The 18,769-nt window shown below is 61.5% G+C and carries 18 protein-coding genes; 6 read left to right on the top strand and 12 right to left on the bottom strand.

Annotated elements, in window-relative coordinates; genetic code table 11:
- Positions 1 to 28 precede the first annotated feature (28 nt).
- Positions 29 to 322: a hypothetical protein gene (locus tag AC07OG_RS12350; protein WP_003226812.1), complete on the bottom strand. Its 294-nt coding sequence runs from the start codon at positions 320 to 322 to the stop codon at positions 29 to 31.
- Positions 323 to 378: 56 nt separating this feature from the next.
- Positions 379 to 984: an arylesterase gene (locus AC07OG_RS12345; RefSeq protein WP_218425313.1), complete on the bottom strand. Its 606-nt coding sequence runs from the start codon at positions 982 to 984 to the stop codon at positions 379 to 381.
- A 10-nt stretch (positions 985 to 994) separates the two neighbouring features.
- Between AC07OG_RS12345 and AC07OG_RS12340 the strand changes: the two genes are divergently transcribed.
- From AC07OG_RS12340 to greB, 3 genes are read left to right on the top strand one after another with little or no spacing between them, the layout of a single operon-like run.
- Positions 995 to 1,678 (top strand): ABC transporter ATP-binding protein, encoded by a 684-nt coding sequence (locus tag AC07OG_RS12340; RefSeq protein ID WP_495067151.1) that lies wholly within the window; start codon positions 995 to 997, stop codon positions 1,676 to 1,678.
- Positions 1,678 to 4,182 (top strand): ABC transporter permease, encoded by a 2,505-nt coding sequence (locus AC07OG_RS12335; RefSeq protein ID WP_495067150.1) that lies wholly within the window; start codon positions 1,678 to 1,680, stop codon positions 4,180 to 4,182. Before AC07OG_RS12340 ends, AC07OG_RS12335 begins: the two co-directional genes overlap by 1 nt.
- A gap of 34 nt (positions 4,183 to 4,216) precedes the next feature.
- Positions 4,217 to 4,714 (top strand): transcription elongation factor GreB, encoded by a 498-nt coding sequence (gene greB, locus AC07OG_RS12330; RefSeq protein WP_495067149.1) that lies wholly within the window; start codon positions 4,217 to 4,219, stop codon positions 4,712 to 4,714.
- 16 nt (positions 4,715 to 4,730) lie between these two features.
- On the opposite strand, the gene AC07OG_RS12325 is transcribed toward greB, so the two are convergent.
- The 3 genes from AC07OG_RS12325 to AC07OG_RS12315 all read right to left on the bottom strand — a co-directional run bounded on the left by AC07OG_RS12325 (position 4,731) and on the right by AC07OG_RS12315 (position 7,240).
- Positions 4,731 to 5,039, bottom strand: coding sequence for a hypothetical protein (locus tag AC07OG_RS12325; protein WP_060540921.1), 309 nt, complete (start codon positions 5,037 to 5,039; stop codon positions 4,731 to 4,733).
- A 249-nt stretch (positions 5,040 to 5,288) separates the two neighbouring features.
- Positions 5,289 to 5,723 carry a DoxX family protein gene (locus tag AC07OG_RS12320; RefSeq protein WP_060540920.1) on the bottom strand — a complete coding sequence of 145 codons (435 nt, stop codon included), beginning with the start codon at positions 5,721 to 5,723 and terminating at the stop codon, positions 5,289 to 5,291.
- 95 nt (positions 5,724 to 5,818) lie between these two features.
- Positions 5,819 to 7,240 carry an MltF family protein gene (locus AC07OG_RS12315; protein ID WP_060540919.1) on the bottom strand — a complete coding sequence of 474 codons (1,422 nt, stop codon included), beginning with the start codon at positions 7,238 to 7,240 and terminating at the stop codon, positions 5,819 to 5,821.
- 236 nt (positions 7,241 to 7,476) lie between these two features.
- On the opposite strand from AC07OG_RS12315, the gene AC07OG_RS12310 reads away from it, so the two are divergent.
- A complete protein-coding gene (locus tag AC07OG_RS12310) occupies positions 7,477 to 8,286 on the top strand; it encodes a TatD family hydrolase (RefSeq protein WP_495067148.1) in 810 nt (269 codons plus the stop codon).
- A gap of 216 nt (positions 8,287 to 8,502) precedes the next feature.
- A complete protein-coding gene (locus tag AC07OG_RS12305; RefSeq protein ID WP_495067147.1) occupies positions 8,503 to 8,868 on the top strand; it encodes a terminase in 366 nt (121 codons plus the stop codon).
- Here AC07OG_RS12305 and AC07OG_RS12300 read toward each other — a convergent pair whose 3' ends face one another.
- The 3 genes from AC07OG_RS12300 to AC07OG_RS12290 all read right to left on the bottom strand — a co-directional run bounded on the left by AC07OG_RS12300 (position 8,869) and on the right by AC07OG_RS12290 (position 11,005).
- A complete protein-coding gene (locus AC07OG_RS12300; protein WP_495067146.1) occupies positions 8,869 to 9,663 on the bottom strand; it encodes an acyl-CoA thioesterase in 795 nt (264 codons plus the stop codon).
- A gap of 198 nt (positions 9,664 to 9,861) precedes the next feature.
- A complete protein-coding gene (locus AC07OG_RS12295; RefSeq protein ID WP_495067145.1) occupies positions 9,862 to 10,620 on the bottom strand; it encodes a CHAD domain-containing protein in 759 nt (252 codons plus the stop codon).
- Between the two features lie 106 nt (positions 10,621 to 10,726).
- The gene (locus tag AC07OG_RS12290) at positions 10,727 to 11,005 is read right to left on the bottom strand and encodes a hypothetical protein (protein WP_060540914.1); all 279 of its coding nucleotides are present in this window, start codon (positions 11,003 to 11,005) and stop codon (positions 10,727 to 10,729) included.
- A gap of 218 nt (positions 11,006 to 11,223) precedes the next feature.
- Between AC07OG_RS12290 and AC07OG_RS12285 the strand changes: the two genes are divergently transcribed.
- The gene (locus tag AC07OG_RS12285; protein WP_060541017.1) at positions 11,224 to 12,261 is read left to right on the top strand and encodes a patatin-like phospholipase family protein; all 1,038 of its coding nucleotides are present in this window, start codon (positions 11,224 to 11,226) and stop codon (positions 12,259 to 12,261) included.
- A gap of 113 nt (positions 12,262 to 12,374) precedes the next feature.
- Here AC07OG_RS12285 and AC07OG_RS12280 read toward each other — a convergent pair whose 3' ends face one another.
- The 4 genes from AC07OG_RS12280 to kdpB all read right to left on the bottom strand — a co-directional run bounded on the left by AC07OG_RS12280 (position 12,375) and on the right by kdpB (position 18,758).
- Positions 12,375 to 13,073, bottom strand: coding sequence for a response regulator (locus tag AC07OG_RS12280; protein WP_495067144.1), 699 nt, complete (start codon positions 13,071 to 13,073; stop codon positions 12,375 to 12,377).
- Between the two features lie 48 nt (positions 13,074 to 13,121).
- Positions 13,122 to 15,773, bottom strand: a complete 2,652-nt coding sequence (locus AC07OG_RS12275; protein WP_495067143.1) for a DUF4118 domain-containing protein — start codon at positions 15,771 to 15,773, stop codon at positions 13,122 to 13,124.
- Positions 15,774 to 15,915: 142 nt separating this feature from the next.
- Positions 15,916 to 16,461 carry a potassium-transporting ATPase subunit KdpC gene (kdpC, locus tag AC07OG_RS12270; protein ID WP_495067142.1) on the bottom strand — a complete coding sequence of 182 codons (546 nt, stop codon included), beginning with the start codon at positions 16,459 to 16,461 and terminating at the stop codon, positions 15,916 to 15,918.
- A gap of 239 nt (positions 16,462 to 16,700) precedes the next feature.
- The gene (gene kdpB, locus AC07OG_RS12265) at positions 16,701 to 18,758 is read right to left on the bottom strand and encodes a potassium-transporting ATPase subunit KdpB (RefSeq protein WP_495067141.1); all 2,058 of its coding nucleotides are present in this window, start codon (positions 18,756 to 18,758) and stop codon (positions 16,701 to 16,703) included.
- Positions 18,759 to 18,769: the final 11 nt, after the last annotated feature.

Genomic DNA, 18,769 nt, shown 5'->3' with positions numbered 1-18,769 from the left:
TGGCCGATAGTAAGCTAACGTTGCGGCTTCACAACTCGAACCGCAGTTCCGGCCAGATGGGCGAGGTGCCGCGCTTCTGCGACTCGAGGATGGCGCGGCACAGCGAACACAGGCGCTGATCCTGGAACACCCGACGATCGACGCTAGACCAGCGGGGCTGTGCCGGCAACAGGCTGCCGCACAAGGTCCGGTCTGCCGAGCCGCCCAACTCCAGTTGACGGGTCACCAGATGCACCCGCACTTCCTGGCAGGCGAACAGATCCAGCTGCTCGTCAGGCTCGATCAGTTGATAGGCAAAAAGTGACCAGGCGGGACGCGGCATCGGGGGCTCCAAATCGGGGGCGCCACCTTAGCCGAAAGCCCGCGCCTAGAAAAGAGTCATAACAGCGGTTTTAGGGTGGGCCAGACATTATCCAGCAATTTGCTCTGGGCCCCGGCCGCCGGGTGTATGCCATCGGCCTGCATCAGGTCCGGATGACCGCCCACACCTTCAAGGAAAAATGGCACCAGCGGGACTTTTTTCTCCTCAGCCAGATTGCTGTAGACCTCGGCGAAGGCTGTGGTGTAGCGGGCGCCGTAATTGGGCGGCAATTGCATGCCGAGCAACAGCACCCTGGCACCGCTGGCTTGGGAGCTGTCGATCATCGACGCAAGGTTTTGTTGCAATTGTGTTGGCAACAGCCCGCGCAGACCATCGTTGCCACCCAACTCGAGGATCACCACCTCAGGCTTATGCTCTGCAAGCAGCGCAGGCAGGCGCGCCTGGCCTCCTGCACTGGTGTCACCACTGATGGAGGCATTGATCACTTTATCGTCAAAACCTTCCCCTTTGAGCCGTTGCTCCAGCAACGACACCCACCCCAACCGGGTATCCAGCCCGAAACCGGCGCTGATACTATCGCCAACGATCAGCACAGTACCGGCCGCTGCGTTCTGGGCCATGCACATCAAGGCCAGGCCGGCACTCAAAAACCACACACGCATCGGATTCTCCATGGACGCAAGCATTCTCACCGCGAAGAACCTTAGCAAAGTGGTCCCCAGCGCGGAAGGTGAACTGACCATCCTGCACGAACTCAGCCTGGAACTGAACAAGGGCGACAGCCTGGCCATCGTCGGCGCTTCCGGTTCCGGCAAATCTACCCTGCTGGGCCTGCTGGCCGGCCTCGACCTGCCGAGCAGCGGTGAGGTCACCCTCGCCGGGCAAGGCCTGAGCAACCTCGATGAAGACCAGCGCGCTCGCATTCGTGCCGAGCATGTGGGATTTGTCTTCCAGTCGTTCCAGCTGCTCGACAGTCTCAACGCCCTGGAAAACGTCATGCTGCCGCTTGAGCTCGACGGGCGCAAAGATGCCCGTGAACGCGCCACCCAATTGCTGCAGCGGGTGGGCCTTGGCCAACGCCTGACTCACTCGCCTCGCCAACTATCCGGTGGTGAGCAGCAACGCGTGGCGATTGCCCGTGCGTTTGCTGCCGAACCCGACGTGCTGTTCGCCGACGAGCCCACCGGCAACCTCGACAGCCATACGGGCGAGCGCATCAGCGACTTGCTGTTCGAACTCAACAACGAGCGCGGCACGACCCTGGTGCTGGTAACCCACGACGAACGCCTGGCCCATCGCTGCCGGCGCCTGATCCGTCTTGAAGCCGGCCTGCTGGTCGCCCCTCTGGAGCCTTGATGGTACGCATGCCGCTGTTGCGCCTGTTCAGTCTCGCCATCCGCCAGTTATTGCGCGACGCCCGCGCCGGTGAGTTGCGCGTGTTGTTTTTCGCCCTGCTGGTGGCCGTAGCCGCCAGTACTGCCATCGGCTACTTCGGCGCCCGCCTGAACGGCGCCATGATGTTGCGCGCCACCGAGTTCCTCGGTGCCGACCTGTTGCTCGAAGGCAGTTCGCCGGCACGGCCGGAACAGATCAGTAGCGGCACGGGACTAGGACTCGAACATGCACAGGTGGTGGAGTTCTCCAGTGTCATCGCCACCGACAACGGCATCCAGCTGTCCAGCATCAAGGCGGCCGACGACGTCTATCCGCTGCGCGGCGAACTCAAGAGTGCCCCTGCCCCTTTTTCCCCGCCAGAGCCAGGCGGCGGACCGAAACCCGGTGAAGCCTGGGTCGAGGCGCGACTGCTCACGGCGCTGGAGCTGAAGATCGGCGACAGCATCGACGTGGGCATGAAAACCCTGAAGCTGGCACGCGTGCTGACCTACGAGCCGGACCGTGCCGGCAACTTCTACAGCCTGACGCCGCGGGTGTTGATCAATCTCAGTGACCTGCAGGCCACTGGCGTGGTGCAACCGGGCAGCCGGGTCAGCTACCGCGAACTGTGGCGCGGCGATGCCCAGGCGCTGGAAACCTATCGGCAACTGATCAAACCGGGGCTCGCCGCCAACCAGCGCCTGCAGGACGCCCGCGATGGCAACCGGCAGATCGGTGGCGCGCTGGGCAAGGCCGAGCGTTATCTGAATATGGCCAGTCTGGTGGCGGTGTTGCTGGCCGGTGTCGCGGTGGCGCTGTCGGCAACGCGCTTCGCCACCCGGCGCTTTGATGCCAGTGCGTTGTTACGCTGCCTGGGGTTGTCCCGTCGGGAAACCCTGCTGCTGTTCAGTTTACAGCTGACCGTCCTGGGACTGCTCGCCAGTCTCAGCGGCGCCGCCATTGGCTGGCTGGCGCAACTCGGCCTGTTCGCCCTGCTGCATGATCTGCTGCCGACCGATGTGCCGCCGGGCGGCCTGTTTCCGGCCTTCGCCGGAATCGGTACGGGGCTTGTGGCCTTGGCCGGCTTTGCCTTGCCACCTCTGGCGGCCCTGGGTCGGGTTCCACCCCTGCGGGTATTACGTCGCGACATGTTGCCGATTCCTTCCAGCACCTGGATGGTCTACGGCGCGGCACTGGGCGCCCTCGGGCTGATCATGTGGCGCCTGAGCCTGGACCTGGTGCTGACCTTCGCCCTGCTCGGCGGCGGGGTGATTGCAGCGCTGGTGCTGGGCGGACTGCTGTTGCTGCTGCTCAAAAGCCTGCGGCGCCTGCTCGCTCGCGCGTCCTTGCCTTGGCGGCTTGGACTCGGTCAATTACTGCGTCATCCGCTGGCAGCAGCAGGGCAATCCCTGGCCTTCGGCCTGATTCTGTTGTCGATGGCGCTGATCGCCCTGCTGCGCGGCGAGCTGCTGGACACCTGGCAGAACCAGTTGCCGAAAAACGCACCCAATTATTTCGCCTTGAACATCCTGCCGGCAGACAAACAGGCCTTCACCGATCGCCTGATCGCCGTGTCGGCTCAATCGGCGCCGCTGTACCCGGTAGTGCCCGGGCGCCTGATCAGCATCAACGGTGACCCGGTGCGGGAAATTGTCAGCAAGGACTCGGCGGGTGATCGCGCCATCCAGCGCGACCTGAGCCTGACCTGGGCGGCGGACCTCCCCGCGGGTAATAAAATCACTGCGGGCACATGGTGGAACGATCAGGCACCCGGCGATATTCCTGGGGTGTCGGTGGAAGGCAAGGTTGCCGAAAGCCTGAAGCTCAAGCTCGGCGACCATATGATTTTCACCGTCGGCGGAGTCAACCGCGAGGCGAAAGTCACCAGTCTGCGCGAGATCAACTGGGACAATTTCCAGCCCAACTTCTTCATGATCTTCCAGCCCGGCACCCTGAAGGACCTGCCGGCGACCTACCTGACCAGTTTTTATCTGGCGGCCGGCCATGACCAGCAGATCGTTGACCTGTCCCGCAGTTTTCCGGCAGTGACGATCCTGCAAGTCGAAGCGTTGCTGGAGCAACTGCGCAGCATCCTCGCCCAGGTCACTCTGGCGGTGGAATACGTGCTGTTGTTCGTACTGGCGGCGGGGATGGCGGTGTTGTTCTCCGGCTTGCAGGCGACGCTGGATGAACGCATTCGCCAAGGCGCACTGCTGCGGGCGCTGGGCGCAGAGCGGCAATTACTGGTCAAGGCTCGGCGTATCGAGTTTGGTTTGCTCGGCGCGGTCAGTGGCTTGTTGGCGGCACTGGGTTCGGAAGTCGTGAGCCTGGTGCTCTACCGTTATGCGTTTGACCTGCCGTGGCATCCGCATCCGTGGCTGTTGGTACTGCCACTGATCGGTGCCGTGTTGATCGGTGGTGCCGGTGTGTTCGGTACCCGTCGCGCCTTGAACGCCAGCCCCCTGACAGTCCTGCGCGAGGGTTGATAGACTCCAGCCATAACCCTCAAAAGAAGTTGCCATGAGCCGTTACCGCCCTCCCCGCACCGCCGGCACCGCGCTGATCACCCCTGAAGGTGAAGCGCGGATGCGTGCCGAGTTTCATGAACTGTGGCACGTGCGCCGCCCGCAAGTGACTCAGGCGGTCAGCGAAGCCGCCGCCCAGGGCGACCGTTCGGAAAACGCCGAATACACTTACGGTAAAAAGATGCTGCGCGAGATCGACAGTCGCGTGCGCTTTCTCACCAAACGCCTGGAAGCGCTCAAGGTCGTCAGCGAAAAACCCAGTGATCCGAACAAGGTCTATTTCGGCGCCTGGGTCACGATTGAAGACGAGGACGGCAAGGAGGCTCGGTACCGCATTGTCGGGCCGGATGAACTGGACCTCAAGCAAGGGCTGATCAGCATCGACTCACCATTGGCCCGAGCCCTGATCGGCAAGGCACTCGACGCCGAGGTCCGGGTGCAGACGCCGACTGGCGAGCAGTGCGTGTACATCGTTGCGATCGAATATCCCTGAAATGCAACGCGGTGAGTCAACGGCGGGTAATCAGGCCTTGCCGGGCGACACGGGTCAGTTGCTTGATGACCTCGGGAGCCTCTTCGACACTGGGGGACTGAATCACCGCCAGATCAAAACTGTCATTGGCAAAACGGGCCAGGGATTCACCGTCTTCGACAAACTGGATCAGGAAGGCTGCCGGACCGCCGGTACGACGTGGCCAGCCGTCGAGATACCGCAGGAGCGTCGGCTGATGGTTGCCGCCAAGCAGGATTTTTGGATTGCGCTGGGTGAGATGTGCCGTGATCGGCGCGGGACGTACAACAGGGTTTAATGCATTCATTGTGTCGTGTCTCTGCCTCAAAAGTCTGCATGGCAGGTGAGAGGCAACACCGAACCAGCGCTTTAGCGGTATTTCGAAGCCTGTTTCAAGCTTCTGTCGGTGACTGAATGAGTCACCTGGCGCCCCGCAAGTAGCTGTTTAAATCGGCGCATGAGCAACATCCTAGAGAAGCTGACCGGACAGTGTCAAGAATGACGCAAAACAAAAAAGGCCTGCGCAATGCAGGCCTTTATCATTGAACCAGAGCGGTCAGTCGGCGATGAGGCGGTCCGCCGAAAGCTTGCCGGCGCCTTCGATCAACACCGCGATGCTGCCACCGAGCAAGGCCAGGGCGAACTCATAGCCGTTGTTGGCCATGAACAGACCGTTGCTGATGTGTACCGAGAAAATCGCCACCAGCGAAAGAAAGGTCAGGCCCAGCGCCGCCGGACGAGCCAGCAGGCCGATGATCAAGGCCAGGCCGCCAAAAAACTCGGTCCCCCCCGCCAGCGTCGCCATCAGGTAGCCCGGCGCCAGGCCGATGCTTTCCATGTACTGCGCGGTGCCGGCCAACCCGTAACCACCGAATGCCCCGAAGAGCTTCTGCGCGCCATGGGCCGCGAAGATGATGCCGACGAAGATGCGCAATACCGTCAAACCGTAGCCGGCGCGGGTAAACAGTACTCTGTTGATCAATGTGCTCATGCTGTTGCTTCCTTGTAGTGGGTTGGCCGCTATATTAATCAGTAAATTCCATGTTAAAAGCGCAAAAAATTCAACATCACCATCGAATATTTCGATTATTTACTTGATACCACCTTTTGTCCCTGGGGCTCCAGTGACTCGCGTTCTCGATCGAACGCCAGGTAATACTTGTTCACGCTATTAACATAGCTGACAGGTCCCATTCCCACTTGCTCCATGGCGATACGTTCCACCTGGAAGAACCACTGATTGGGATTCAACCCGCGCCGGCGAGCTTCGGCGCGCATTCCCTGGACCCGCTCCGGCCCGATGTTGTAGGCCGCCAGCACGAAGGCCATACGCTCTCTTTCATTGAGTTTGGGACTGGCAAAAAACTTGCGGCGGATCAACGCCAGGTACTTGGCCCCGGCCTGTACATTGCCGTCGAGTTCCTGAAAGTTGTTCACCCCCACCCGCTGGGCAGCGGAAGGCGTGATCTGCATCAGGCCGGTCGGCCCACCGCCGCTACGGGCCGGCGGCTGCAGGCCCGACTCCTTGAACGCCAGCGCCGCCAGGTTCAGCCAGTCCATGCCTTGGGCTGCGGCATGCTTTTGCAATACCGGGCGCAGTTTTTCCAGGCGCTGGCGATCCGCCTTGGCCAAGGGATAATGCACTTGATACAGACGGCGATAGATCCGCAGGAATGCGGCATCCTGATCCGATGGTGATTTGTAGCCGGTAAGGAAGCGATCGATGCTGGCCCGTAACATCGACGCATCGCGGCGCACGAACCAGAACTCTTCGCCCGGTTCGCTGATCTGCACCTGTCGGTCCAGACGCAATTTAGGCAGGATCTTGCCCCAGCGCTCGGCGATCGGAAGCTCAACGATGGTCAGGTGAAAGATCCCGCCCTGCACCATCTCCAGCACATCCTCGACCGCCAGACTGGGATCGACCCACTCGATCGTCACCGGCGGCAACTTGTGCAGCGCGAGTTTTTGATTGATTTGACTGACGGCGTCACCGGCTGCGCTGCCGGCGGGCAAGGCCAGGGTTTTACCCGAGAGTTGTTCGAGACGGGTATAGCGCCGTTCACCTTTGATGCCCACCAAAACCAGTGGAATGTTGCTGGCAATCGGCTCGCTGCTGCTGACGGCGTAGCCCGGTTGCAGATCAAGCAATTCCCCGGGGGCCACCAGGTCGCCCTCTCCGCGCTGCAGCGCGCCGAGCAATTGATCCTTGGCCCTGGGGATGATTTTGAGGGTGACTTCCTGGCCGTCCCGGGCGTGCCCGTTGAGGTATTGCTCAAAGGCCCGCAGCCGATGGTATTCGACCCCGATGGCCTGCCCCTGGACTTCGCCGGAACTGTTACGGCTCTGATTGACCAGCACCCGCAACACGCGACTGCTGCGAATTTCCGAGAGGTCACGCACCTTTGCTGTCGGCACGGCTTGCAGTGGCCCGGGCAGACGCGCGACCGCCGGAAACGGCAGTAGCAGCGAGCAGCACAGCAGTAGCAGAACCGAGGGACGAATCATCCACTCTCCGGAAAAGTAATGAGACCGCGCTCATGACGAACGGCATCTGATTCGGCGACAAAAGTCCAATGTTCACGACACTGGCAAAGCGAGAAAGACTGGCACAATGACATCAAAACTACCAATACAACCGCGTTCGCGCCTCAAGAGACACCTTTAACTCATTGTAGTTCTTGGCTTTTCTTTTAAATCCGTGGCTCTGATATGCTTTCCGGCCTTTGGTCCGAGGTAGAACCATGCAACTCATCGATATCGGCGTCAACCTGACCAACCCCAGTTTTGCCGACAAACACCAGGCCGTACTCGACCGCGCCTACGCCGCCGGGGTCTGCCAATTGGTGCTCACCGGCACCAGCGTCGAGGGCAGCGAGCAGGCGCTGGAACTGTGCCGGCAATTGGATGAAAGTACTCAGCAGCTGTTCGCCACGGCGGGCATTCACCCCCACTCGGCCAGCGACTGGAATGCCGACAGCGCCCGGCGTCTGCGTAGCCTGCTCGAGGAGCCGAATGTGGTGGCCGTGGGCGAATGCGGGCTGGACTTCAATCGCGACTTCTCGCCGCGCCCACAGCAGGAAAAGGTACTCGAAGAACATCTGGCGCTGGCGGTCGAGTTGCAGTTGCCTGTGTTCCTGCACGAGCGTGATGCCAGCCAGCGATTGCTGGAGATCCTGCGCGACTTCCGTGATCAACTGCCGGCCGCGGTAGTGCATTGCTTCACCGGAGAACAGAAAGCGCTGTTCAGTTATCTCGACCTGGACCTGCATATCGGTATTACCGGGTGGATCTGCGATGAACGCCGGGGCACGCACCTGCATCCGCTGGTTCGGGAGATTAAGCGCGGGCGCCTGATGCTGGAAAGCGATGCGCCATACCTGCTGCCGCGCAGCCTGCGGCCCAAGCCGAAAAACGGGCGTAACGAGCCTGCATACCTGACTGAAGTCTTGCGTGAAGTGGCCTTGCATCGCGGTGAAACCCATGAAGATCTGGCCGCGCACACGACTGCATGTGCACGGGCGTTCTTCGATTTGCCCGCGATTTCCCAATAGTCTCAAATCTTCTGTGGGAGCGATCAGGTTCGCTTCCACAATGGATCCAGGTGAAACAAGATTGATGTTCACCACTGAACACCTGTGGGAGGGAGCCCGGCAACATTAAATTTGACCATGCCCCCTATCGCCCTGATAGCCAGTGTTGATTCGCCGTCCTCACTGACCGGGCCTATCCTTCAATCATGAGTTCAGTACGGATTGAGGATCAGCATCATGGGCAAACGTCATCCCAACCTTCCCGCCTGGCAATGGCGTGCCTACCCGGGCAATCACCAGCACCCGGCCAATCTGGTGCTGCATCTGATCGCCGTGCCGCTGTTCATCGTCGCCTTTCTCCTGATCGTGTCCGGGGTCTTCGGCCTGAACCTGGCTAACTTCGCCATCGGCGTGGTCGGCTTGATTGCCGCCTTGGGCTTGCAACGCCACGGTCACAGCCTGGAAGAGCAAGCCTCAGAACCGTTCAGTGACCGCAAGGACGCCGTATCGCGGTTGCTGGTCGAACAGTTCCTGACCTTCCCGCGCTTTTTTCTCAGCGGTGGCTGGTGGCGCGCCTGGCGTGAGCGCCACCGCCGTCACTGATCAGGCAAAAACCGTCACGGTCTGGCGGCTCATCGCGATCAACCGGCCATCGGCGCTCCACATCTTCGCTGCGGCATGCCCGTAACCGTCGGCGGCATGCTCGGTTTCAACCAGGTATTTGCACCAGTGCAGCGTACTCAGTTCGAGCAACGGCTGGACGAACTCAATGGTCCAGGTCAGGGTGCTACCTGCCGCCGGTTTCTTCAAAAACGGCATCAAGGCGGGTGGCCAGGCGTCCACCAGTGCCAGAATGTGCGCTTCACCGACTGCCTCTTCCTGGTCCCCGCGCAAGCGCACCCAGCCACCCATCTGCCGTGAGGTGTTGCCGGTGAACGGCAGCCCGCCAACACTCCAGCGCATCGCCAGGTGGCGCATGAATTCTGGAACAACGCCTTCGATGAACGGCAGTTCCTGGCAATCATCCCAGTGTTTCATCTCTGGCGCCGGTTGCGCCGTCACCGCCACTTCCGATGGGCGCGAAGCGCCAAAGCTGCCCTGGATCAGGGTCACCACCTGCCCTTTCTGCATGACCCGCCCCAGCACCTGACTGACCGCCTTGCCTTCACGCAGCACGTCAACTTCAAAACTGACCGGAACCTCAGGCTCAACCGGACCAACGAAGGTGATCGCCAGCGAGCGCACCAGACGCTCCGCTGGAACTCTGGCCCGCATGGCTTCGTACTGCAAAGCGGCCACCAGGCCACCGAAACTGGCTCGCCCCTGTGCCCAGGATGCCGGAATAGACAGTTCCTGCGGCTGGCGGCGGACGGCGTCGAGCAGATCGGAAAAGCGCATGAAAACCTCAAGGACAGGAAAAGTATGTAGGGATCTTAACCAGCCGGCGAGACGGATACAGCACCTGTTCCGGCCAAATTGGCTGACAGATGAGCCGCGCCATCTATAGAGGAGCTGCCAGAGGGTGCGATGCTTTGATCTTGAAAAGCAAAATCAAAAGATCGCAGCCTGCGGCAGCTCGTACAGGGGCGCTTGAACTCAGGATTTGAAACAGTCAGCGCTGAGTTTGTCGAGGACACGGTCGGAACGCTGTTCGGCCTTGGCCATGTTGGCTTTCCAGACGGCGACACACGGCTGCAAATCGGCCTCATGCTCGGCAAGGGCCAGCCACTGCACGCAATCGTGCCAGTCACCCAGCGCGCCTTGCGCCGACTTCAATCGAGGCATTGCCTTTTTTGGCAGGCGATCCAGTTCAGGGTAGGCATCGATACCATAACGCACGCGTTTGATCAGTAAACGCAGGCGATGACGGTCGTGCGCCGGGTCCTGCAGGGCCGAGTCGAGTTTCGTCCACTGTTTGTCCAGACGCTTTTCGATGCGCTTGCGCAGGCCCTTGAGCAAGCCCTGCCGCTCGCTGGCGCGTAAAAAACGCGGAAAAGCGTCAAGGATGATCAGCAACTGCGCCAGCTCGGGACTGGTCGCTACCAGCGGATACGCCTTGGCCATTTGCACCGCCCGCCGCTGTCCGGCTTCGGCTTGATCGTGTTCGAGCAAATACGCCGCCATCACCTCGCGATCACGCAACGGTGTGGTCAGATCGCCCACGCTCGAGGCCGCTGCTTCGAGCTGCTCTACGCCGGGCAAGCCGCGCAGCGGCCGCAACAGGCTGCGCAGGCGACGCATCGTGGTACGCAGATCGTGCAAGGCCTCCGGGTCGGTACGCTGGTTCAAGCGCGCCTGACAGGCCAGTAATCGAACTTCCAGACCCAGGACATGGGCCACCAATCGATTGATCATCGGTTTACTCCGTAAACAGCGGCAAGTTGCCAGCTTCCAGCTACAAGTCAAACGTGACAGGTTCGACTTGCAGCTTGCAGCCTATAACTTGTAACTGTTTTTTACCTCAGCGGCCCGCGCGGGATTCGCGGATATAGAAGCGTGCCTTCTCGGCTTTGTGAGTACAGCCTTCGAACCCTTCGAATTGCTGCTGCGTCTTGGCCGCGGTCAACAACGACAGGGCCTTGGAGTAGCTGACAGTCCCGGCGAAACCCTCAGCCTTGGCCAGGTCCAGCTCATGCCATGCTGCATCGAGCTGACTACCACAGCTGTCGCGGTAGGCGGTTTTACCGGCACAACCGGCAAGCGCCAGAGCGATCAGGGGCACACAAATCCAGGCTTTCATCATTTACTCCTCTACAGATGGGAAACAGTCATGCAGTTAAGACGGCCTGGCACCTGAAAAGTGCCTCGGACCTGACGCGCAAACTATAGCGCCACCACGACCACATGCCGCCATCAAGTGTCGAAAATACGACACCCCTGGCTCACCAGACGACCTTGGCGATTGATGCATGCCTGTCGATGGGTGCATTGTTGAAGCTGATCAAACGAGGGTGGTTCATGAAAAAGCGTGTTGCATTGGTACTGGGCTCCGGAGGAGCGCGGGGTTATGCGCATATCGGCGTCATCGAAGAGATCGAACGGCGCGGTTATGACATTGCCTGCATCGCCGGGTGCTCCATGGGAGCGGTAGTAGGCGGCATCTATGCCGCCGGCAAACTCGACGAGTACCGCGACTGGATCGAGAGCCTGGACTATCTCGACGTGCTGCGCCTGGTGGACGTCAGCTTTCGCCTGGGAGCGATTCGCGGCGAGAAAGTATTCGGGCAGATCCGCAAGATCGTCGGCGACATCAATATCGAAGACCTGCGCATCCCTTACACGGCGGTGGCCGCCGACCTGACCAACCAGCAGGAAATCTGGTTCCAGGAAGGCTGCCTGCATCAAGCCATGCGTGCGTCGGCGGCAATCCCGAGCCTGTTCACCCCGGTGATGCAGGGTAATCGCATGCTGGTAGACGGCGGCATTCTCAACCCGTTGCCGATCGTGCCGGTGGTATCGAGCCATTGCGACCTGATCATCGCGGTCAACCTCAACTCCACCAACCAGCGTCACTATCAATTACCGGTGATCCAGCGTCCCGCCGCGTTCAAGACCCGGTTCGACAGCCTGATCAACTCCCTGGGCTCGAAGTTTCCGTTCCGGCGTAAACAGGCGGAACAACTGCTGATACTGGAACAGGAGGCCTTCAGGGCCGAAGGGGCCGATCCCAACCCGTGGATCGAGTCTGCCGAGCCCGAAGCCCAGCAACCGGCAGCCGCTCCAGAGGCTTCAGGCGCGCCGCGCTCCGCCACGGGCTCATTCATCATCGACAACGTGGGACCTGCGTCCTTGCTGGATTTGATCAACCAGAGTTTCGAGGTGATGCAGACTTCATTGGCGCAGTACAAGATCGCCGGCTATCCGCCGGATATCCTGATCAACGTGCCGAAGCGGGTATGCCGGTTCTTCGAGTTCTACAAGGCGCCGGAGTTGATCGCCCTGGGCCGGGAGATTGCGCGGGATACGCTGGATCGGTATGAGAGTGAGCAGAACTGAGCATCTGGAAATTTCCCGGTGAATGTCAGGTCCTCATCGCGAGCAGGCTCGCTCCCACGGGGGATGCATTGCAAAGTGGGAGCGAGCCTGCTCGCGATGAGACAACACTTGGACTAAAGGCTGCCCTCACTCAACAACCGATACCCCACCCCCGCCTCGGTCACGATAAACCGCGGTCGGGTTGGGTCGTCCGCCAATTTCTGGCGCAAATGCCCCACCACAATGCGCAAGTAATGACTGTCCTCGGTATGAGTCGGCCCCCAGATATCCTTGAGCAACTGCTGCTGAGTAATCACCCGCCCGGGATGCCGCGCCAGTTGCGCGAGCACCGCATACTCCTTGCGGGTCAACGCGACTTCAACGCCGTCGAGCAACACCCGGCGATAGGCCAGGTCGACAGTTAACGGGCCAAGAGTCAGCGCCGCCGACCGGGCTTCACCTACCGGCGCCTGACGCAGCAAGGCGCGAATCCGCGCGAGAAATTCCTGAATGCCGAACGGCTTGGTCACGTAGTCATTGGCGCCTCCATCCAGGGCCTCGACTTTCTGCCCCTCGCCGGCGCGCACCGAGAGCACCAGCACCGGCACCGTCGACCATTCGCGAAACTCGCGCAGCACCTGCTGGCCGTCCATGTCCGGCAGGCCGAGGTCGAGCACCAGCAGGTCCGGCTTGTTCAGCGCGGCCTGGGCCAGCCCTTCGCTGCCCGTTCCGGCCTCCAGTACTTTGTAGCCCTGAGAGGCGAGGCTGATGCGCAGGAACTTGCGGATCTGCGGTTCGTCGTCGATGACCAGAATGGTCGAGGTCTGGCTCATGAATTCACATCAACACAAAGAAGTGACAAGAGAGTACCGCAAGCCAGTTCAGGCTTCACTTTCATATCCTGGCTGCGCCTGCAGCGGCAGGTGCAAGGTGATGCAGGTGCCCTGCCCTTCTATGCCATCGTCCACGCTGATCCGCCCACCATGAGCGCCGACCATGCCCTGACAAATCGCCAGCCCCAGCCCGGTCCCCTGCCCGCCCCGATCTCCGCGCGCAGCGGTGTAGAACATGTCGAAAATCTTCGTCCTATCCGCTTCCGGAATCCCCGGGCCTTCGTCGCTCACCGAGAAGAACAGCTCACTGTCGTCAGCGCCGGCACGCAATTGCAATCGCCCGTGGGACGGCGAGAAACGCGCGGCGTTTTCCAGCACATTGATCAGCGCCTGTTCGATCAAAGCGGCGTGAACGTACAGCAGGGGCAGCTGCGCCGGCACGTCGGTACTGACCTGCAACGATGAGAGCACCGTGCGCAGACGATTGAGCGCACTGCCGACGATATCGGCCGGCGACACCCAGTCGCGAGCCAGCTTCAAGGCTCCGTGCCCGAGACGTGTCATGTCGAGCAAATTCTGGATATAGCGATCAAGGCGCTCGGCTTCATCGCGGGTGCCTTCGAGCAGTTCACGGCGATCCTCCAGCGGGATCGCTTCGCCAAGCGCCAGCAGGCTGTCGATGCTGCCGCGCATGGAGGTCAGCGGCGTGCGTAAATCGTGGGACACCGAGGCCAGCAAGGCACTGCGCAGTTGCTCGGTTTCGCCGTGCAAGCGCGCCGCTTCCAGGTCGTCTGCCAATTGTGACCGGGCCAGGGCCTGGGCCAGGGGCTGGCTCAATGCGGTCAGCAGGCGCCGACGCTGACCGCTCAACGCATGGCCTTCTTTGGCGCACACACCCAGCAGTGCCAACGGTCCATCCTCCACCGACAGCGGCCACCACCACCATTTCCCGAATGGCAAGGTGCCGGTGCCGGCACCCGCCGGTTGATCGTGTTGCCAGGCCCAATCGGCGGCGGCGCGCTCGGCTTCGGAAAACTCCAGTGGGCCACCTGTTTCGACTTTCCAGCCGCTTTGCCCATCGCGATTGAGCAGACACAATTGCAGATCGTTCCAGCCGTTGAGATGTTGCGCGGCAGCGCTGACCACCGCTTGCCGATCGGTGGCAGCCGTGAGTTTGCGCGACAGATCGAGCAGTTCCGTAGTCTCTTCCTGGGTATCGCGCAGGGCCTGCAACTGCCTGCGCTGACGTGCCGCGAGGTTGCCGGTAAGCGCCGCCATCAAGAGGAAAAACACCAAGGTCAGCACGTCTTCTTCGCGCTGGATGTGAAAGGAAAAATTCGGTGGTATGAACAAAAAGTCGTAAGTCAGAAACGACAACGCCGCACATACCAGGGCAGGTCCCAGGCTGCTGCGTACCGCCACCAGCAACACCGCGGCGAGGAACACCAGCGAGATGTTCGGCAGCGCCAGCACACTCGACACCGCCCAGGCCAAGGCACTGGCCAGCACCGTCGCCACCAGCGCCAGGGCGTAGTCGAACCACACCAAGGGTTGCAGCGAACGCTGACGCGGCTGATGCCGTTCATGATCACTGTCGAGCACGTTGATTTCCAGGCCCCGGGCGTTGCGCAACAACCGCGCCGCCAGACCACCGCCGAACAGGCGTCGACGCCAACGAGGCCTGGACTGCCCGACCAGAAGCAGGCTGGCGCGACGTTCGGTGGCGTGCTGGATCAGGGTTTTTGCCACTTCGCCGGCCCGCAGCAGCACCACTTCGCCACCCAGGCGTTCGGCCAGTTGCTGGGCACTTTGCAGGCGCAGGCGCGATTGCTCGTCGCGCACGCTGCCGTTGTCCACGTGCACCAGGCTCCAGGGCAGATGCCGGCGCTGGGCCACACGACAGGCATGTCGCACCAGGCGCTCGGCCTGGTCATCACCGTCGACACCGACCAATAATCGACCACGCACCGCCGGGGCCGACTGGCCGAGCTGACGATAACCCTGGGCCAGATCATTATCGACCTGGGCCGCCGCCGCTTGCATCGCCAACTCGCGCAAGGCGGTCAGGTTGGTCTGGGAGAAAAAGGCATCGATGGCCGCCCGCGCCTGCTCCGGCACGTAGACTTTGCCATCGCGCAGTCGCTCCAGCAGCTCCCGTGGCGGCAAGTCGATCAACAGCAGTTCGTAAGCTTCCTGCAGGACCCAGTCCGGCAGGGTTTCACGGACCTGCACACCGGTGATGCCACGCACTTGATCGTTGAGACTTTCCAGGTGCTGGACATTGACCGTGGTGTACACGTCGATGCCGGCGGCTAGCAGCTCTTGAATGTCCTGCCAGCGTTTTTCGTGGCGGCTGCCGGGGGCGTTGGTGTGGGCCAGTTCGTCCACCAACACCAGTTTCGGCCTGGCCGCCAGCAGTGCGTCGAGGTCCATTTCCTCGAGCTGCACGCCCCGGTACTCCGAACGGAGCAAAGGCTGCTGCGGCAAGCCTGAGAGCAACGCCTCGGTTTCGGCGCGGCCGTGGGTTTCTACCACGCCGGCAATGATTTTCACGCCTTGACGCAGTTGGCTGTGCGCCGCTTGCAGCATGGCGTAGGTCTTGCCGACACCCGGCGCGGCCCCGAGAAAAACCTTGAGCCGGCCACGGCCATCACGGGGCAGGTTTGCTAACAGCGCGTCGGCGCGGCCGGAGTCGCTCATGCTTGGGGATCTCTTCATTCAGGTAGTGATGTGGTGACTGGCAAACCGCCTTCGCGAGCAAGCCCGCTCCCACACTCGAACTCTGTAGCACTGTAGATCGAATGTGAGGGTGGGCTTGCTCGCGAATTGCCGTGCCACCGTTTTACAACTTCTCAAGCGCCATGTTCAGCGCCAGTACATTCACCACCGGCGGCCCCACCAGTGGCCGCTCGATATGCGCATCCAGCAGGTTTTGCAGCGTTGCCAGCGGCACATTACGCACCGCCGCGACACGCGCCAGTTGATAGGCAATCGCAGCCGGTGGCAAGTGCGGATCAAGGCCACTGCCAGACGTCGTGACCAATGCCAGCGGCACTGGGCCCTGGCCGGGCACCAGCAGTTTGCCGGCGTCGTCGATCACCCGGGTGGCCAGCGCCGGATTGCTCGGCGCCAGGTTGCTGGCGCTGCTCGACACCGTGGCAAAGGCACCGGCGGAAGGACGCGAATGGAACCAGGCGTCACCGACAAAATCCTGGGCGATCAGCGACGAGCCACGGACCTTGCCTTCGGCATCGCGGACAAGGCTGCCATTGGCCTGGTCGGGGAACGCGACCTGGGCCACACCGGTGACGACCAGGGGATAGGCGACGCCGGTGATCAGCGTCATCAGGACCAGCAGGCTCAGGGCCGGGCGTATCATTGTGGACATTTCACAATCCTCGAATTCAATGGCAAACATTGCGGGGTGTCAGTTGCAACCAACCCTCACCCCAGCCCTCTCCCGGCGGGAGAGGGGGCCAATCTCCGTTTTCAAAACAGAAGTTCGACTCGCAACTTCAGGTGCAGCACATCTGACAAACAACTCGATCAGTCCCCTCTCCCCCTGGGAGAGGGTTGGGGCGAGGGCTGGATCTCGAGCCATTCCGCGCCTGCGCAATCGCCTGACACCTACACCAGATGCAACGCCGTCAACAGCATGTCGATCACCTTGATACCCACGAACGGCACCACAAGCCCGCCCAGGCCGTAGATCAACAGATTGCGCCGCAACAGCGCCGCTGCACTCACCGCTTGTACCCGCACCCCCCGCAGCGCCAACGGAATCAACACCACGATGATCAGGGCGTTGAACACAATCGCCGAGAGAATCGCGCTCTGCGGACTGCTCAGGTGCATGACGTTGAGCACACCCAGTTGCGGATAGATCGCGGCAAACAGGGCCGGCAAGATCGCGAAGTACTTGGCCACGTCGTTGGCGATGGAGAAAGTCGTCAGCGCACCACGGGTGACCAGCAACTCCTTGCCCACCTGCACCACGTCCAGCAGTTTGGTCGGATCACTGTCCAGATCGACCATGTTGGCCGCTTCACGCGCCGCTTGCGTGCCGTCATTCATTGCCATGCCGACGTCCGCCTGGGCCAGCGCCGGAGCGTCGTTGGCGCCATCGCCACACATCGCCACCAGTCGACCGTCGTCTTGCTCGTGGCGGATGCGTGCGAGTTTTTTCTCCGGGGTGGCTTCTGCCAGAACGTCATCCACTCCGGCTTCGGCCGCAATGGCAGCAGCCGTCAGCGGGTTGTCGCCGGTGACCATGACGGTGCGAATGCCCAGTTTGCGCAACTCGTCAAAACGCTCGCGGATACCGGGCTTGACCACGTCCTTGAGATGGATTGCCCCCAACAATTTGCCGTCGACGCATACCAGCAGCGGAGTGCCGCCGTTTTGGGCGATCCTGTCGATTTCCCGGGACAGGGCCGGTGCCAGATCGCCACGGTTCAGGCCGACAAACGCCAGTAGCGAATCCACAGCGCCTTTGCGATACACGCGCCCTTGGTAATCGACCCCGGACAGCCGCGTTTCAGCACTGAACGGCACGGCAGTCAGCACGTCGGCGGACGGCTCCGGCTGGGGATGTGTGCCACGCAGATACTCGACGATCGACTTGCCTTCAGCAGTGTCGTCCGCCAGCGAGGCAAACAATGCGCCTTCGGCCAGTTCCACAGCGTTGACACCCGGCGCCGCATACACTGCTGCACAACGACGATTACCGAACGTGATGGTGCCGGTCTTGTCCAGCAGCAAGACGTGCACATCCCCCGCCGCCTCCACGGCGCGACCTGACTTGGCGATCACGTTCAGGCGCACCAGGCGATCCATCCCGGCAATACCGATGGCCGACAGCAGGCCGCCGATGGTGGTCGGAATCAGCGTGACCAACAACGCTGCCAGGAACACCAGCGGCAGGCTGCCATTGGCGAAGTGGGCGAAAGGTTGCAGAGTGACGACCACCAGCAGGAAGATCAGGGTCAAGCCGATCAGCAGGATGTCGAGCGCTACTTCATTCGGGGTTTTCTGCCGTTTGGCGCCTTCGACCAGGGCAATCATGCGGTCCAGGGTCGATTCGCCAGGGTTGGTGGTGATTTTCACCAACAGCCAGTCGGACACTAGTCGTGTATTGCCCGTGACGGCCGAACGATCACCGCCGGACTCACGGATGACCGGCGCCGACTCACCGGTAATCGCCGCTTCGTTGACGGCCGCGATGCCTTCGATCACTTCGCCGTCACCGGGAATCATCTCCCCCGCCTCGACGCGCACCACATCGCCTTTGCGCAGGCTGGTGGCCGGCACCACCTCAAAGGTGCCGTTGCTGGTTTGGCGCCGGGCACTGAGGCCTGCGCTGCCGGCCTTGAGGCTGTCGGCGCGGGCTTTGCCGCGGCCTTCCGCCAGGGCTTCGGCGAAGTTGGCGAACAGCACGGTGAACCACAGCCATACGGCAATTTGTGCGGCGACGAAGGTCGGTACCGCCGTGTCGGGAATGAAGCACAGCACGGTGGTCAGGATCGCGGTCAGTTCGACCACCAACATCACTGGCGCACGCTGCAATTGCCGTGGGTCGAGCTTGACGAAGGCTTGCACCAGCGCCGGGCGCCACAAGGCCGAAATTGCGGTTTTCGGCTGTTCCGGCGCCTTGACGACGGCGGTTTTGGTTATGGGCATATTCATCTTCAACTCCC

This window comes from Pseudomonas sp. GW821-FHT09H03 (assembly GCF_059415945.1).
This window is presented reverse-complemented; position numbering and strand designations above follow the sequence as displayed.